Source organism: Marinactinospora rubrisoli, from assembly GCF_042664915.1.
GTDB lineage: Bacteria > Actinomycetota > Actinomycetes > Streptosporangiales > Streptosporangiaceae > Marinitenerispora > Marinitenerispora rubrisoli.
This window is the reverse complement of record NZ_JBHTBH010000001.1, coordinates 17,540-33,877: the sequence shown is the minus strand read 5'-3', so window position 1 is coordinate 33,877 and position 16,338 is coordinate 17,540. Positions and strand designations below refer to the sequence as shown.

Genomic DNA, 16,338 nt, shown 5'->3' with positions numbered 1-16,338 from the left:
CTTCCTGGGTCCTTCCCCGTTTTCGGTGACCTGAGTCACTTTCCGTGGCGAAAGGTTGCGCGGCCGTCACCGGGTGCGCTCACGCAACTCTTCCTCGGTGACCTCCACGACGTGGCTGTCGATCGCCCAGCGATGCCCGAACGGATCCACGACCCAGCCCCGGCGCTCCCCGCCCGGCTGCTCGGTCACTCCCCGTTCGATCGTGGCCCCGGCGGCGACCGCCCGGGCGACGGTGGCGTCGGCGTCGGCGACCCGCAGGACGAGCGCCACCGACGTCCCGCCGTCGCCGGACGGCGCCCGGGCGCCGATCTCCGGCTTCTCGTCGGCGACGAAGCAGACCGTGTCGCCCAGGGTGAACCGGGCGTGTCCGATCCGGCCATCGTCCTCGGTGGTCCGCGTGTCCTCGACCGCGTCGAAGGCGATCCGGTAGAAGTCGAGCGCGGCGGCCGCGTCACGCACGTACAGGTACGGGGAAACCTCAGAACATCTCATGTCGCTGCTCCTCGTGGCTGCTCCTGGCTTGCCGGCCCGCGGCACCGGCCGGCCCGGGCGCCGTCGGCCGCCTGGCGGCCCGAAGCGGGACGTCTCGGCCGGTCACGCGTGTCGCCTTGGTCCCGCGCGGCCGAGATGGGACCGTGAATTCGGTCCGGCGCATACCCTGACCCCACAACCGCCACCGACTGGCCGGATCCGGCCAGAACTTCATGTTTATCCACAGGCATTTCTGACCGCTGCTTGTTATCCCCGGATATCCACAGGGTTATCCACAGCCTGCGACCGCAACTGTGCACAGCCACGGGCACCAGCACGGCCGCGAGCCGCCCGCCGAACGGCGATCCAGTTGCACGATCCGGGTAACGGACATGCCACCGCCGACGGCCCGGGCCGCGCAAACGCCGCTACGCCAGACTCCGGCTACCCCGGCTGGCCGGACCTGACACGGGCCAGCCAGCGCTCGGCCTCATCGAAGTCGGCGTTGGTGGTGCTCCAGGTGGGCGGGAACGGCACGTGCACGGCTCCACCGGCGGCGCGCGGGTAGCTGCCGAGGAACCGGACGTCCGCGCAGATCCGCCGCAGTCCCATCAGCGCCTCGCCCACCCGGGCCTCGGCGACGTGCCCGTCGGCGTCGATACAGAAGCAGTACCGCCCGAGACCGGCGCCGGTCGGCCGCGACTCCAGCCGGGTGAGGTTGACCCCGCGCACCGCGAACTGGTTCAGCAGCTCCTGCAGGGCCCCCGGGTGGTCGTCGGTGATGAACGCGACCAGCGACGTCCGGTCGGCCCCGGTCGGCGCGGGCAGCGGGCCCGGACGGCTCAGGAAGATGAACCGGGTCGCGGCCTCGGAGCGATCGCCCACGTTGTGGGCCACCGGGTGCAGCCCGTAGCGCTCTCCGGCGATCCGCGCGGCGATCGCGGCGTCGAAGGAGGATCCCGGGTCGGCCACCGCCTGGGCCGCCGCCGCGGTCGAGGAGACCGTGGTGGTCTCGACGTCCGGCAGGTGGCCGGCCAGCCAGCCGCGGCACTGTCCCAGCGCCACCGGATGCGTGGCCAGCCGCTTGATGTCGCCGAGGGCGACACCGTCCCGGGCGAACAGCGTGAACTCCACCGGAACGTTGACCTCGGCGGAGATGAGCAGTGGTTCGCCCGCGATCAGCTCGGCGGTGGTCGCGGGCACGCCGCCCTCCACCGAGTTCTCCAGCGGGACCACACCGCCGTCGACCGACCCGCCGCGCACGGCCGCGAACACGGCCTCCACCCCGCTACACGGCACCCGCGCCTCCGCGGGAGCGTCCGGCCGCAGCTCCCGGAGCGCGGCCTCGGTGAAGGTGCCCTCAGGCCCCAGATAGGCGTAGCGGTTCGGCATAGCAGCAGGCTATACCGCTGATGCCGCTGAACGGCGCCTTTCCGGGCGGTCCGAACGGAGATCGTCAGGCGTCGGCCGCGCGGCCCGGCTCCGGAGCGCCGTCGCCCGCCGCCTCGCCCGCACGCGCCGGCTCCGGGTCCCGTCCGTCGTGCTCCGCCCCGCCCTGCGGCGGAACGTCTCCCTCTGGCGCGCTCTGCTCGGGCACCAGCGCCCGGGCCGGCGACAGCGGCGCGGCGCCCACCGCGCCGTCGCCACCCGGCGTGGCGTACCCCGGCCCCTGCCCGAGCCGGGCGGCCCGGATGGCCCGGTACTCCTCCGGCGAGAGCGCCTCGGCCGCGTTCCCCCGCTCAACGATCTTCGCGTAGGTGCGGGACTCCGTCCGCCCGTTGATGGACGTCAGCACGACACCGTCGCCGGCCGCGTTCAGCATGGCCAGGGAGAAGGAGCGCGCCCCGGACATCTCCTCCAGCGCGTCGTAGCGCACGGCCGCGACGTCGCGGATGGCCCGCACGTCGACGCCGTTGGCGTCGGGCAGCAGGCGGCGGAGTTCGGCACGGCAGTCATCGACGGCCCGGCGGGATCGGATCAGTGCGATGACGCCGAGGAGCAGTCCGACCATGCCCAGCAGTACGGCGGCACCGGCCAGGATCGTAGGTAGCACACTGCGAGACTAGTGGCTACGGACGGTCCGCGTCCGGATACCGAACGTGTTTCGTGCCCCGATTCTGCCGCAACCGCGCCACAGCGCGCGAAACCGACCGTGCGGTGTCGCGCACGCCCGTCTCGGCCCGGCGCATCCCGCGGATCGCGGCGGGCCGCAACTCGCGGGACGCCAGCGCCCGCCCGACGTCGGCGAACTGCCGGGCACGGTGCAGTTGGGCGCGCAGGTCCGTCCCGGTGGCACGGTGCTCCAGCGGCACCTCGACCTCCCGGACCCGGAAGCCGCGGTGCAGCAGGTCGATGGTCAGGCCCGTCTCCACGCCGAATCCGGGCGCGAGCGGCCGGGCCGCCTCGAACGCCGCGCGGGTGAGGCACCGCTGCCCGTTCAGCGGCTGCTCGGCCTCCCAGCCGGTGGCCCGCCGGATGCCTTCCCGGGCCAGCCGCACCACGAAACCGTGTCCGCCGAGCCGCATGCGGGTGGCGGGGAAGATCGCGATGGTCATGTCGGCCTCCCCATCGCGCACCGGTGCCACCAGTGGGGCGGCACCGGAGGCGGTGTCGGCGAGGTCGGCGTCCAGGAAGAGCAGGTGGCGCGGCTCCGCGGGGGTCCCGGCGCCGCTCTCGTGCGCCTCGATGAGCCGGATCCCCTCGGCGCCGGTCTCCATGGCCGCACCCTTGCCGCGGTTGCGGCTGTGCCGCAGCACGCGAGCGCCCGCGTCGGCCGCGACCCGCGCGGTGGCGTCGGCCGAGCCGTCGTCCACCACGACCACCAGGTCCACGCCCGGCAGCTTCAGGGCGGCGCGCACCGTGGCCGCGACGCGGTCGGCCTCGTCCTTGGCCGGAATGACGGCGGCCACGTTGGGCCGGGCCTCGGGGGCAGCGTTCATCTCGGGACCTGCCGGTCTACTTGTCGGCGCTGGTGCCCGCCGCGACGGGAAGGACGTCGGTCGACGCGTGGATCTTGAAGACCGCGTCGAGCCCGGTGATCTGCAGGATCTTCATGACCGAGGGGCGGGGAGCCACCAGCTCCAGGTCGCCGCCCTTCTCGCGTGCGCGTTTCATGCCGGAGAGCAGCACGTTCATACCGGTGGAATCGCAGAAGTCCACCCGTGACATGTCCACGAGGAGGCGGCCGGCTCCGCCGTCCACGGTGGCGACGAGTTCGCTGTGCAGATGCGGTGCCGTGTAAAGATCAATCTCACCACGAACGGCAACCACCGCGTGATCCGCCTGAGACTGACTTGAGATCTTCAACTCCACAGTCGAGACTGTAGCGGTCGTGGGGGACCGGAGCCACCTCGTCCGCGGTGTTTCGCGACACGACTTGGCCGCAGGGGATTAGAAGCCGCTGATCCGGGGAAACGCCCTCAGGCTCTGGACCGTTCCGGCCACGCGCACCCTCCGGGATGCCTCCCGTTCGGCCGGCCACCGGACGCTCCGTCGCGCACTCCACCACCCGGCCGCCGGGCCGCGCCCGGCTCCGCGCCGCCGTGGGCCTCCGGCGGCGGCCCGGACGGCAGCTCCACCACGGCCCACACCGTGGTGGTGGTGTCGTCGACCTCCGTTCCCCACTTGGCGGCGAGCCGCTGCACGATCCCCAGCCCACGCCCGCCCTGCGCCGCCGCCGACGGGTACGCCACCCGCGGCAGCGTCTCGGCGCCGCCGTCGCAGACGGAGATCTCGACCCAGCCGCCGTCCAGCACGAGCTGCCAGGACACCTGCACCGTCTCCGGGGGGAACGGCGGCGGCAGCGGCGCCGCGTGCCGCAGGGCGTTGCTCAGCAGTTCGCTGACGATGAGCGCGGCGTCCTCGACGACCGAGCCGCGCACCCCGCGGGCACGCAGGTCGGCGCACAGGCGTTGCCGGGCGGCGGTGACACTCGACGGCACATGTGGCAGCAGGACAGCCCTCGACACGTCCATCTCCTGTTCCCCGTCGTGCGGACGGCACGGCGCCGACAGGAGCGGCGCATGGCGCCCGTCCGGTGCCGCTGCGCGCCGCGGTGCGGACCGGCCGCCCGGCGCGCAGCGGGCCGGCGCCGACCGTGAGGGGCGGCGCGTCCGGCGGTACGGTCTCGGTTCGGAATCTCACCAGGGCCGGAATGCCCCGTTCATTCCCTCCAGAAACCCGTCACGCCCGCCGGATCCCCCGCCCCGGCGGCATCCTCGGGCCCCGGGGCAGCATCCGGCACCGGCCTCCTGCCACGTCACGCCGACCCCAGCGCGCCGTCCGGAACCGACCGCAGGGTGAATCTCATCCGGGTGCCGCGCGGCTCGTTCCCGTGCGCGGTGACCTCCCCGCCCTGGGCGCGCGCGAGGCGGCGCACGATGTACAACCCGAGCCCGATGCCGCCGAACCGCCGCCGGTCCCCGCGCTCCCCCTGCACGAACCGGTCGAACACCCGCTCGCGGTCCTCCGGCGGGATCCCGATCCCCTCGTCCTCGACCGTCACGACCACCCCCGTGTCCTCGACGCCGGCCCGCAGCGTCACCGCTCCGCCGTCCGGCGAGTACTTGAAGGCGTTCTCCAGCAACTGGCCGACGATGACATCGGTCGAAACGGGGTCCCCGGTGACGGTCGGCAGCTCCTCCGGCACGTCCAGACAGAGCCGGTGGTTGCGCGAGCCCGGCTGGAAGGCGACCGCCGACTCGCGCAGCAGCCGCCGCAGGTCGAAGGGCACGTTCGCCGACCGCAGCTGCCCCGTTCCGGCCAGCGAGCCCAGCAGCAGGTTCTCCACCAGATGCGCCAGCTTGGTGGACCGCTCCGCGATGGTCCCGACCGCGGACCGCCGGGAATCGTCGTTGAGCTCCGTCCACCGCCGCACCAGCGTGTTGGCGAAGCCCTGCACCACCGTGATGGGGGTGCGCAGCTCGTGCCCGGCGGTGGCCAGGAACAGGTCCTTCTCCTCCTCCAGCGCCTTGGCCTGCGTGATGTCCCGGAAGTCGACCACGCGCTCGTCGGTCTCGGGAATGTCGGCCATGAGGACTTCCAGCCAGCGCCCGCTCTCCAGCCGGTACTTGATCCGCTCGCCGGGACGCGCGGGCAGCGGGAACGGCGGCGGATGGCCCACGGCGTCGGCGAAGCCGCACCCCGTCAGCTCCACCGCGGCGCGGTTCCACTTGCGGACCCGTCCGGCCGGGTCGAGCACGGCGATGCCGTCGGCGCTGGCGTCCACCACGGCGTGCTCGTGCGCCCGCTGCCGGACCATCTCCTGGTAGGCCATGGCGTTGCCGAGGGCCACCCCCGCGTGCGCCGCCAGGAGTTCGAGCAGCTCCAGTTCCAGGTGGCCGACCTTGCGCCGGCTGTACAGGGCGTACAGCGCACCGTAGGGACGGCCTTGCACGTTGGAGACGCCCAGGGCGATCGTGTGCAGCCCTTCCAGGTCGGCCCAGATGAGGTCGCCGAGCGAACGCGTGTCGTCGGTGGCGAGCAGCACCGTCTTGCCGCTGCGCAGCAACTCGCCGAACAGGCTCGACTCCAGCGGCGCGGTGTAGCCGCGCAGATGGGCGGAGAGCTGGGTGAGGCTGGCCAGGCGCAGCTGGTCGTTCTCGATGAGCACGAACCCACCGGCGTCCGCCCCGGTCAGCTCGGTCAGGCTGTGCGCGATGCGGTCCAGCACCGCGGACAGGTCGAGATCGGCGTTGATGTCGGCGACGACGTCGGTCAGCCGCCGCACCAGGCGGGCGCGCTCGGCCATGTGGCTCCGCACACTCCCGGCGTCCTCGTGCGGGTGCACGACGCTCACCCAGCCGCACGGACGGCCGTCGGGTCCGGTCAGGCAGCTCGTATCGATCCGGACGTCGACCACCGCCCCGTCGCGGCGCAGCCGGCGGCTGACGATGGACAGCGGGCCGCCGGCCCGCACGCGTTCCAGCACCGCGTGGTGCTCGGCCATCAGCTCGTCCGGCACGATGGGCGCGGGGCCTCCGGTGACCTCCTCGGCCCGCCAGCCGAACATCCGCTCCGCCGCCGGATTCCAGACGATGACCCGCATCTCGGCGTCGACGGCGACGACGGCGTCGGCCGCGCACGCCAGCACGGCGTCGGCGCTGAAGGCAGCAGGCTCGGGACTCACGTCGTCATAGTGCCATTTCGCACCCTGTCTACGGCATACGAATACCGAGGTTGGTCCGATCCCGTGTCGGCGGCGCCCCGCCGGGAAAGCCCGGTTCCCGGGCGCACGCCGGTTTCCGTGCCATTCTCGAAGCACGGCCGGGCGGGGAGGGGTGGCGATGCGCGAGACGAGGACGACCAGACCGTGGCGCGAGGGCCGAAGCGGCTGGCACCGCGAGGAGGACGTCGACGGCGACCTGGACGCGCTGGTGCGGGCGACCGCGGCCGGCCCCACGGCGGCCGCGCCGCCGCCGCGGTCGCGGCCGATCGTCCGCCCCGCCCAGCACGACGTCGTCATCGGCACCGCCGAGACGCCGGTGGGCTTCCTGACCCTCGCGCTCACTCATCGCGGCCTGGTCTGCTGCTCGTTCGACTCCGAGGACAGCGTCCTGCCGCGGCTGTCCCGCGCCGTCTCCGCCGACATCGGCCGTCAGGACGGCCGCCTGGACCCGGTGCGCCGTGAGCTGAACGCCTACTTCGACGGCCGGCTGACGTCGTTCTCCGTCCCGCTCGACCTGCGGCTAACCAGTGACTTCGGCAGGGTCGTGCTGCGGTCGCTGCTGGACGTGCCGTGGGGAACGACGCTGACGCACGCCCGGCTGGCGGAGCGCATCGGCCGGAGCAACGCCGTGCGCGCGGTGGCGAACACGCTGGCCACCAACCCGATCTGCGTCCTGCTGCCCTGCCACCGGATCGTCCCGGAGGACTACCCGGCCGAGGTGGGCCCCTACGCCGGCGGACCCGACGCGAAGCGGTACCTGCTCACCCTTGAGCACTTCAAGCGCCCGGCGGGCGACCCCGCCGGGTAGCGGCCGCGGGCGCTAGATCACCGCCGGCGCGGCCTCGGTCTCGCTCGTCATCGCCCGGCCGGCGAGCGCCCACGCGCTCATCCCGCCGGCGACGTTCGCCGTGCGCCACCCGGCGTCGTTCAGCGCCTGGACGGCCTGCGCCGAGCGTCCGCCGACCCGGCAGATCACGTACACCTGGCGGTCCCGCGGCACCTCTCCGGCGCGCTGGGCGAGCTCGCCCAGAGGGATGTGCACCGCGTGCGGCGCGTGCCCGGCCCGCCACTCGTCCGGCTCGCGGACGTCGAGCAGGTAGCCGTCATCGGGCACCGCGCTCACCGCGACGACCGGCACGTTCTCCCCAAACACCCTGACACACTCCTCGCATCACGATCCGTGGCGGCACGGACACGAATGTGGAACCCGTCGCCGGCCGGCCGCGTCCAACAGGGTATGCGTACACACATCCCGACGACGGCACTGGCGCACGCCGCCATGCTCGCGGCCCTGAGCTTCCTGGTCGCGGGATGCGGCGGTGCGACCGAGGTCGCCGCGCAGGACGAGTCTGCCAGCCCCTCCAGCTCCCCGTCCCCGGACTCCGGGGCGTCCTCCTCGGCCGGGTCCGACGGCTCGGCCCCTTCGGACGACTCCGGCGGCGACGGCACCGGCCACGACGACGCGAGCAACGACGACCCCGCCGAGATCGAACTCACCATCGAACTCTCCCTCGACTCCGAAGGCGAGCCCGTCCTGGAGGGCTTCTCTCCGGGCACCTGGACGCTCACCTGCTCGCCGGCCGGCGGTGACCATCCCGAGCCCGAGGCGGCGTGCGCCGATCTCTCCGACGCCGGAACCGAGGTGTTCGAGCCGGTGCCGGAATCCCAGCCGTGCACCTTCGTCTACGGCGGCCCCGAAGTCGCCACCGTCACCGGCCGGGTCGGCGACACCGAGGTCGACAGCACCTTCCGCCGGTCCGACGGCTGCGAGGTCGACCGCTGGGAGCAGCCCGGCGCGCTGCTGACCCCGCAGAACTGACCACCGCCGTCCGGCCCCCATCCCGGCCCCGGCCGCCTGACGGCCGGGGCCGTCCCCGTCGCGCGACGGCACACGAGACCGTCGATGTGACATACACCGCGTTCACCCGGCCGGCCCGGGAGCACCGTGCGCCCGCCGCGGCCGGTTCAGGCCATCCGGTTCGCCGGCTCGACGGCCCGGGAATGACACGAGCCCAGGCTCATGTACGGCATGAGACCTGGGCTCCGGCGAATCTGCGCCTGTGTGGGCGAGGAGGGATTTGAACCCTCACATCCTTTCGGACACACGGACCTGAACCGTGCGCGTCTACCGTTCCGCCACCCGCCCGGTGACTCGCGACTCTGCGCGTTCGCCGCCCGCGACAGTCCCGGTGATCGGGGCTTTCCGCTTGGCGACAGACATAAGGCTAGCACGGGCGTGACACCGGTCGTGCAACATTGACGGCGACCGGTTCCCCAGGGAATTTGCCGAGCGACGCGGGGGCGATTGTGAAACAGAGGGCACGTTTGCGCGGTTACGATCGTCATACATCGGGAGTGGAGTAAGGGAGGTACCTCGTGGGAGTGCTCCAACGCTTCGAGCGCAGGCTTGAAGGGATGATCGAAGGCACCTTCGCGCGGGCCTTCAAGTCGGAGCTCCAGCCCGTCGAAGTGGCCAGCGCAGTGCAGCGGGAGATGGACGAACGCGCCGCGATCGTCGCCCAGGGCCGCACCCTGGTCCCCAACGACTTCGTCGTCGAACTCGCCGGCTCGGACAAGGAACGGCTGGAGGTCTACTCCGACAGCCTCGGCCAGGAGCTGTCCAAACTGGCCCGGGAGTACGCCACCGAACAGGGCTACTCCTTCGTCGGCCCGGTGCGCGTGCGCTTCGACGCCGCCGAGGACCTCCAGACCGGGCGGTTCCGCATCCGGTCCGGCGTGATCCGCGGCTCCACCGTCGAGAGCGGAGAGATCCGCCAGCCGGTCAGCGACCATCCGCGCGGCGGTGAAAGCGTCCGTGGCCGGCCACGGCTGCTCATCTCGCCGGGCGGCGCGGTCCAGGACGGCAGCGCCGCCTCGCAGGGCATGCAGCAGGCGTTCGAACTCAACACCCAGGTGACGCTGCTGGGACGCGGGACCGACTGCGATCTCCGTCTGGTGGACAACGGCGTCTCCCGGCACCACGCCGAGATCCGGGTCGAGGACGACGACGCCGTCCTCGTCGACCTCGGCTCCACCAACGGAACCTTCGTCAACGGCCAGCAGGTCAAGCGGGCCCGGCTGGTCGACGGCACCCGCATCAGCCTGGGCCGCACCACGATGACCTTCCGCCGCGACTGACCGACCGGCCGACCCCCCATCCCCGGCCCGCTCCGCGGCGGCGATCCGCACGAGCGGGCCGGAACCCATCATCCACCCCGAGCGTCGAACAGCCGAACACGCAGGCCAGGAGGCTGTCTCCCGAAGACTTGACCGATCGGGCACAATAACCGGGTCCATTGGGTTTACTTGGCTTTTCGACGCGGTTGGCACGGTTCGCGGCCCTGTGACATCAGGGCGCGGGCCACCCGCCGGCGCCGACGATCGCAGACCCAGCCGGAGCACGACAGGGGCTAAAGAGCACTTCAATGTTGTCCGACCTGACCCTCATGCTGATCAAGCTCGCGTTCCTCGCGGTGCTGTGGCTGTTCGTGATCATGGCGGTCGGAGTGATCCGCACCGACCTGTTCGGCTCGGCCCCGCGAAAGACGAAACGAGCCCGCGCTCCCGAGCCGCGGCGCCCCAAGGCCGCTCCCCGCGGCCGGCGCAACGAACCTCGCTCCCTCGTCGTGACGAAGGGTCCCCTGGCCGGCACGACCCTCAACCTCTCCTCCCACCCCATTGTGATCGGCCGCGCGAAGGATGCGACGCTGGTCATCAACGACGACTACGCCTCCGGCCGCCACGCGCGCATCTATTCTGACAACGGCCGCTGGGTGGTGGAGGACCTCGGTTCGACGAACGGCACCTACCTCGGCCAGCAGCGTCTGACCCGCCCCCAGCCGGTGTCCGTCGGGCAGCCCATCCGCATCGGCAAGACCGTCCTGGAACTGCGCAAATGACAATCGCTCTCCGATACGCGGCGTACTCCGACGTAGGATGCCTCCGCGAAGGCAACGAAGACTCCGCCTACGCCGGCCCGTACCTCCTCGCGGTCGCCGACGGGATGGGCGGACACGCGGGCGGCGAGATCGCCAGCGCCATCGCCATCGCCACCCTGATGCCCCTGGACGACGACGTCCCGGGCAACGAGATGGTGGCGTCTCTGGAACAGGCCGTCGAACAGGCCAACGGCCGCCTGGCCCAGCGGGTCAAAGAGGAGCCCCGTCTGGAGAACATGGGCACCACCCTGACCGCCATGCTGTGGTCGGGGGCGCGAATGGCCCTGATCCACATCGGCGACTCCCGTGCCTACCTGCTCCGCGAGGGCGAGTTCAGCCAGATCACCCACGACCACACGCTCGTCCAGACACTCGTCGACGAAGGCAAGATCACCGAGGACGAGGTCGCCACCCACCCGCAGCGGTCGCTGCTGCTCCGGGCGCTCGACGGCCGCAGCCAGGTCGACCCCGACGTCTCGGTCCGCGAGGCGCAGGTGGGCGACCGCTACCTGCTCTGCTCGGACGGGCTGTCCGGAGTGGTCAGCCCCGACACCATCCGCGAGACGCTCGCCGGCGAGGCCAACGTCGACGCCGCCGCCCGGCGGCTGATCGACCTCGCCAACCGCGGCGGTGGCCCGGACAACATCACCGCCGTGGTGGCCGACGTCATCGACACCGCCACCGACCCCAAGGGACCGACGGCCGCGCCCGCCGTGGTGGGCGCCGCCGACCAGCGGCGCGAGCCGCTGATGACCCCCGACACCCCCGCCGGCCGGGCCCAGGGCCTGACCCGCAACAGCAACGACACCGCCGAGATGGACCGCGTCCCGGACGTGTCCCCGGACGACGACGAGCCACGGCCCGCCACCCGGAGATGGTGGCCCATGGTGGTCACCTTCCTGGTGATCGTCGCGGTCGTGGCAGGAGCGGGGTTCTACTTCGGCCAGCGCTATCTCAGCAGCCAGTTCTACATCGGCCCGAACGCCGACGAGACCAGCGTCGCCATCTACCAGGGCATCAACGCCGACATCGCCGGTTACCAGCTCGCCGAGCCGGTCGAGGAGACCGACATCCGGCTGGACCTGCTCCCCGAGAACCAGCGCAGCGCGGTCATGCAGACCATCGCCGTGGAGAGCCGGGAGCAGGCCGACACCCGCGTCGCCGACCTGCGGGAGCAGGCGCAGGCGTGCCAGGCCGACCCCCGGTCGTGCGGCATGGCGGCGACGAGCGGCACCGCCGGATCGGAGCCGGCCGGCCGTGAGCAGGAGCCCGGTGGCGAGGAGCCGGCCGGCGAACAGGCGCAGACCGGCGACACCTCCGGCAACACCGAGATCCCCCCGGCCGGCGGCATAGAGCCGAATGGAGGGCGGTAAATGAGCGACGGACTGTCCACCGCGCTGCCCCCCGTCAAGCGGCGCAACGCCGAACTCGTCATGCTGCTGCTCGCGATCGGCGTCACGCTGTTCGCGTTCGCCGAGGCCGGGCTGACCCGCAACGGCGAACTGCCGCCCGGCCTGTTCGCCTACGGCGTTACCTTCGGCGGCCTCGCGGTGCTCGCCCACGTGTTCATCCGGTTCTTCGCCCCCTGGTCCGACCCGCTGCTGCTGCCGCTGGCGACCGTGCTGAACGGCCTCGGCCTGGCGATGATCTGGCGGCTGCTGGACGCCACGGGCGACACCGACAAGGGCAGCGCGATGAGCCAGCTGATCTGGACCGCGATCAGCATGGTGGTGTTCGCGGGAATCGTGTTCTTCCTCAAGGAACCGCGGATCCTGCAGCGCTACCCCTACATCATGATGCTCGGATCCGTGGTCCTGCTGCTGCTCCCGCTGATCCCGGGCCTGGGCGTGACCATCAACGGTGCCCGCCAGTGGATCCAGATCCCGGGTCTGGGCTCCATGCAGCCGTCGGAGTTCGCCAAGATCAGCCTGGTCATCTTCCTGTCGGGCTACATGGTGACCAAACGCGACGTGCTCTCGCTGGCCAGCCGGCGGATCAAGGTCGGCCCGGTCAAGATCATCGACCTGCCGCGGATGCGCGACACCGCGCCCATGGCGGTCGCCTGGGGCTTCTGCATCATCGTCATGGTCGCCCTGATGAACGACCTGGGCACCTCGCTGCTGCTGTTCGGCACCTTCCTGGCGATGATCTACGTGGCGACCCAGCGCTCGTCGTGGATCATCATCGGGCTGACCGCGTTCTTCGGCGCCTGCCTGGCGCTGTACCCGCTCGTCTACCACTTCTCGGTCCGGGTGGACACCTGGCTGAACGCCTTCGACGAGGACGTCTTCTACGGCGAGCTCGGCGCGAACAGCCAGCAGCTCGTCCAGGGGCTCTTCGCGATGGGCGAGGGCGGCATCCTCGGCGCCGGCCTCGGCGGCGGCAAGCCCGGCAACGTCCCCGAGGTGCAGAACGACTTCATCTTCACCGCCTTCGGTGAGGAGCTGGGCCTGACCGGCTGCATGGTCATCCTGCTCACGCTGGCGCTGCTGGTGCAGCGGGGCATGCGCATCGCGCTCGCCTCGCGCGAACTGTTCGTCAAGATGTTCGCTTCCGGTATCTCGTTTCTGCTCGGGTTCCAGACTTTCGTGGTCATCGGCGGCGTCACCCGCGTCATCCCCATGACCGGTGCCACCATCCCGTTCGTCGCCAAGGGCGGTTCCGCCCTGCTGGCGAGCTGGATCATGCTGGCGCTGCTGGTCCGCATGAGCAACAACGCCCGCAAGCCGGCGCCGCAGGCCATCCAGGACGAGGGCGCGACCCAGGTGATCTCACGATGAACCAACCGATCCGCCGGCTGGCACTGTTCAGCCTCGCCCTGTTCGGGGTGCTGCTGCTGAACATCACCTGGATCCAGGCGATCCAGGCCGAGTCGCTGCGCGAGCACCCGTTCAACAGCCGGCAGTACGTCGACCGTCTCACCGTTCCACGCGGGCCCATCGTCATCGGCAACGAGCAGGTGGCGCTGTCCGAGCTCGACGAGGAGTCCGAGCAGTACCAGCGCGTGTACGAGAACGGCGAGCTGTACTCGCACGTGATCGGCACCTTCCGCTCCTCCGGCGCCAGCGGCATCGAGCAGACCGAGAACTCCTTCCTCGACGGTTCGGACAGCCGGCTGGCGGTCCGCAACTTCCTCGACATGCTCACCGGCCGGGAGAGCCAGGGCGCCTCCGTCAACCTCACCATCGACCCCGCCGCCCAGCAGGCCGCGATGGAAGCCCTGTCCGCCACCGGCAAGAACGGCGCGGCCGTCGCCCTGGACCCGAACACCGGCGCGGTGCTGGCCGCGGTCTCGCTCCCCTCCTTCGACCCCAACTCGGTCTCCAGCATCACCGACCCCACGACGGCCGCGGAGAACTGGGGCGCGCTCGAACAGAACGAGGACCAGCCGCTGCTGAACCGGGCGTTCAACCAGACCTACCCGCCCGGCTCGACCTTCAAGATCGTCACCGCCGCCGCGGCGCTGGAGAACGGCGCCACCCCGGAGAGCACCCAGGACGCCCCCGAGGTGCTGGACCTGCCGGCCGGCGGCACCATGCCGAACGCGTTCGGCGGGCCGTGCAACGGCGGGGCCCCCGACACGCTGGCGCACTCCATCATGATCTCCTGCAACACCTCGATGGCCAACTGGGCGATCGAACTCGGCGAGCAGTCGATGGCGGAGCAGGCCGAGGCGTTCGGTTTCGACACCGGCGAGATGGACATCCCGGTGCCGGTGGCGGCGAGCAGCTACCCCAGCGGCCTGGACGGCAGCCAGCTCGGGCAGACCGGCATCGGCCAGTTCGACGTGCGGGCCACCCCGCTGCAGATGGCCATGGTGGCCGCGGGAGTCGCCAACGACGGCACCGTGATGAAGCCCTACCTGGTGGACTCGGTGCAGGGCCCCGACCTGTCCGAGATCACCTCGGCCAGCCCCGAGGTCTACAGCGAGGCGATGAGCTCCGGCACGGCCGAGGATCTGACCCAGATGATGATCGGGGTCACCGAGGGCGCGGAGGGCGGCGGCACCAACGGCGCCATCCCGGGCATCCAGGTGGCCGGCAAGACCGGTACCGCCGAGAACGGCACCGACCTCACGCACAACTGGTTCATCTCGTTCGCTCCGGCGGACGATCCCCAGGTCGCGGTGGCGGTCGTCGTGGAGCACGGCGGTGGCAGCGGTAACGAGCTCGCCGCCCCCGTGGCCAGGTCGATCATGGAAGCTGTGATCAACGAGTGAGTGAGCACGACGCCTCCGACGGGGGTCCAGGCAATCCCGGCACCCGGGCCGGCATGCTGCTCAGCGGCCGTTACCAGCTGGAGGAGCGGATCGGCGCGGGCGGTATGGGCGAGGTGTGGCGGGCGACCGACACCCTCCTCAACCGCCCCGTCGCGGTCAAGATGCTGCACACGTCGCAGGTCGCCGAACCGACCTCGCGGGAACGGTTCCGCACCGAGGCGCGCATCACCGCGGCCCTGTCGCACCCGGGAATCGCCCAGGTCTTCGACTACGGCGAGCAGGACGACCACGCCTACCTGGTCATGGAACTCGTCCCCGGCGAGCCGCTGTCCTCGATCCTCAAACGCAACGACGGCCTGGAGATCGGCGCCGCGCTGGACATCCTGACCCAGGCCGCCCAGGCCCTGGGCGCGGCGCACGCGCGCGGCGTCGTCCACCGCGACATCAAGCCCGGCAACCTGCTCGTCACCGAGGACGGCACGGTCAAGCTGACCGACTTCGGCATCGCCCGCGGGAACGAGTCGGTGGGGCTGACCCAGACCGGCATGGTCATGGGCACCGCGCAGTACATCTCGCCGGAACAGGCGTTCGGCCAGGCGGCCACGCCGGCGTCCGACATCTACTCGCTGGGCGTCCTCGCCTACGAGTGCCTCGCCGGTCAACCGCCCTTCACCGCCGATACCCCGGTGGCCCTCGCCCTCGCGCACACCCGCGAACCCCCGCCGCCGCTGCCCGACGACATCCCGGCGCCGGTGCGCGCGCTCGTGGAACGGTTGCTGGAGAAGGACCCGGCGGACCGCATCTCCTCGGCCGCGGAGATCGCCCAGCTGACCCAGCGGCTGCGCGGCTCCCTCGATCCGGAGGACGGCGCCACCACGGCGATGAACCTGGCCGACGTCGACGCGACGATGGTCGCCGGCGGCCCCGCCACGGCACCCGCCTCCTACGACGACTCCGCGGCCACCCGGCCGGGGCGAACCGCCCAGCCGGCGCCCTGGTCCCCGACCGCCCACCCCACCTCGGATAGGCTGGCCGGGAACTCCGCGCCGAGCCGCCGCCCCAGCCGACCGGTGATCATCGCCGCCCTCGCCGCTGTCGCGGTGATCGTCGTGAGCATCGTGGTGATCGGGCAGCTGTGGGAGGGGGCTGATGGCACGGACGCTCCTGCGGACCGCGCCGTGCCGAGCACGTCGCCGAGCCGTACTCCCGCCGACGACGAGCCCGACGAGATCGACCCCTCGCTGCCCGAGGAGCCGGTGGTCGTGGATCCAGGGGCGCCCATCGACGATGGGCCGGTGCACAACCCGGAGCCGACCACGTCGGCTCCCGTCACGGACCCCACGCCCGTCTCCCCCGAGCCGCCCCCCGATGGCGGCGTCGAACCGCCCCCGAACGGGGGCGGCGGGACCAGCGATCCGGGGACGGGAGCCGAGGAGCCGCCCGACAGCGGCGAACAGCCCGACCAGAACAACACGGGGGACGAGTCAAACGGCATCACGGACCACTGACGCTCACTAGGTGACGGGCGGCGCGTCCGTCACCGC

Annotated in this window: 16 protein-coding genes and 1 tRNA gene; 8 read left to right on the top strand and 9 right to left on the bottom strand. The window is 71.7% G+C overall.

The features are described 5' to 3' along the window. Positions 1-66: 66 nt before the first annotated feature. The 7 genes from ACFQRF_RS00190 to ACFQRF_RS00160 form a co-directional block, all read right to left on the bottom strand. The gene (locus ACFQRF_RS00190) at positions 67-492 is read right to left on the bottom strand and encodes a VOC family protein (protein WP_379867928.1); all 426 of its coding nucleotides are present in this window, start codon (positions 490-492) and stop codon (positions 67-69) included. Between the two features lie 423 nt (positions 493-915). Then, on the bottom strand, positions 916-1,863 hold the full coding sequence (gene pheA / locus ACFQRF_RS00185) for a prephenate dehydratase (protein ID WP_379867927.1): 948 nt from the start codon (positions 1,861-1,863) through the stop codon (positions 916-918). A gap of 64 nt (positions 1,864-1,927) precedes the next feature. Next, positions 1,928-2,524 carry a DUF4446 family protein gene (locus ACFQRF_RS00180; protein WP_379867926.1) on the bottom strand — a complete coding sequence of 199 codons (597 nt, stop codon included), beginning with the start codon at positions 2,522-2,524 and terminating at the stop codon, positions 1,928-1,930. A gap of 16 nt (positions 2,525-2,540) precedes the next feature. Beyond that, on the bottom strand, positions 2,541-3,410 hold the full coding sequence (locus ACFQRF_RS00175; protein ID WP_379867925.1) for a glycosyltransferase family 2 protein: 870 nt from the start codon (positions 3,408-3,410) through the stop codon (positions 2,541-2,543). 16 nt (positions 3,411-3,426) lie between these two features. Next, on the bottom strand, positions 3,427-3,783 hold the full coding sequence (locus ACFQRF_RS00170) for an STAS domain-containing protein (protein ID WP_379867924.1): 357 nt from the start codon (positions 3,781-3,783) through the stop codon (positions 3,427-3,429). A 107-nt stretch (positions 3,784-3,890) separates the two neighbouring features. Then, entirely contained in the window at positions 3,891-4,445 is a 555-nt protein-coding gene (locus tag ACFQRF_RS00165) for an ATP-binding protein (RefSeq protein WP_379867923.1), read from the bottom strand. A 284-nt stretch (positions 4,446-4,729) separates the two neighbouring features. Beyond that, positions 4,730-6,598, bottom strand: coding sequence for an ATP-binding protein (locus tag ACFQRF_RS00160; protein ID WP_379867922.1), 1,869 nt, complete (start codon positions 6,596-6,598; stop codon positions 4,730-4,732). Between the two features lie 157 nt (positions 6,599-6,755). Here ACFQRF_RS00160 and ACFQRF_RS00155 point away from each other — a divergent pair, with 157 nt between their 5' ends. Beyond that, positions 6,756-7,445 carry a methylated-DNA--[protein]-cysteine S-methyltransferase gene (locus tag ACFQRF_RS00155; protein WP_379867921.1) on the top strand — a complete coding sequence of 230 codons (690 nt, stop codon included), beginning with the start codon at positions 6,756-6,758 and terminating at the stop codon, positions 7,443-7,445. Positions 7,446-7,457: 12 nt separating this feature from the next. Here ACFQRF_RS00155 and ACFQRF_RS00150 read toward each other — a convergent pair whose 3' ends face one another. Beyond that, on the bottom strand, positions 7,458-7,790 hold the full coding sequence (locus tag ACFQRF_RS00150; RefSeq protein ID WP_379867920.1) for a rhodanese-like domain-containing protein: 333 nt from the start codon (positions 7,788-7,790) through the stop codon (positions 7,458-7,460). An 84-nt stretch (positions 7,791-7,874) separates the two neighbouring features. Between ACFQRF_RS00150 and ACFQRF_RS00145 the strand changes: the two genes are divergently transcribed. Continuing rightward, positions 7,875-8,456, top strand: a complete 582-nt coding sequence (locus tag ACFQRF_RS00145; protein WP_379867919.1) for an SSI family serine proteinase inhibitor — start codon at positions 7,875-7,877, stop codon at positions 8,454-8,456. Positions 8,457-8,700: 244 nt separating this feature from the next. Here the strand turns inward: ACFQRF_RS00145 and ACFQRF_RS00140 are convergent. After that, a tRNA-Leu gene (locus ACFQRF_RS00140) sits at positions 8,701-8,783 on the bottom strand. A 230-nt stretch (positions 8,784-9,013) separates the two neighbouring features. Here ACFQRF_RS00140 and ACFQRF_RS00135 point away from each other — a divergent pair. The 6 genes from ACFQRF_RS00135 (at position 9,014) to ACFQRF_RS00110 (ending at position 16,302) form a co-directional block, all read left to right on the top strand. Further along, positions 9,014-9,775 (top strand): FhaA domain-containing protein, encoded by a 762-nt coding sequence (locus ACFQRF_RS00135; RefSeq protein WP_465262325.1) that lies wholly within the window; start codon positions 9,014-9,016, stop codon positions 9,773-9,775. 290 nt (positions 9,776-10,065) lie between these two features. Next, a complete protein-coding gene (locus tag ACFQRF_RS00130; RefSeq protein ID WP_379868963.1) occupies positions 10,066-10,536 on the top strand; it encodes an FHA domain-containing protein FhaB/FipA in 471 nt (156 codons plus the stop codon). Next, positions 10,533-11,948 carry a Stp1/IreP family PP2C-type Ser/Thr phosphatase gene (locus ACFQRF_RS00125; protein ID WP_379867918.1) on the top strand — a complete coding sequence of 472 codons (1,416 nt, stop codon included), beginning with the start codon at positions 10,533-10,535 and terminating at the stop codon, positions 11,946-11,948. The genes ACFQRF_RS00130 and ACFQRF_RS00125 overlap by 4 nt, the downstream gene beginning before the upstream one ends. Next, positions 11,949-13,355, top strand: coding sequence for an FtsW/RodA/SpoVE family cell cycle protein (locus ACFQRF_RS00120; protein WP_379867917.1), 1,407 nt, complete (start codon positions 11,949-11,951; stop codon positions 13,353-13,355). Then, complete coding sequence (locus ACFQRF_RS00115) at positions 13,352-14,794, top strand: peptidoglycan D,D-transpeptidase FtsI family protein (protein WP_379867916.1); 1,443 nt, start codon at positions 13,352-13,354, stop codon at positions 14,792-14,794. Before ACFQRF_RS00120 ends, ACFQRF_RS00115 begins: the two co-directional genes overlap by 4 nt. After that, positions 14,791-16,302, top strand: coding sequence for a serine/threonine-protein kinase (locus ACFQRF_RS00110; RefSeq protein ID WP_379867915.1), 1,512 nt, complete (start codon positions 14,791-14,793; stop codon positions 16,300-16,302). The genes ACFQRF_RS00115 and ACFQRF_RS00110 overlap by 4 nt, the downstream gene beginning before the upstream one ends. Positions 16,303-16,338 lie beyond the last annotated feature (36 nt).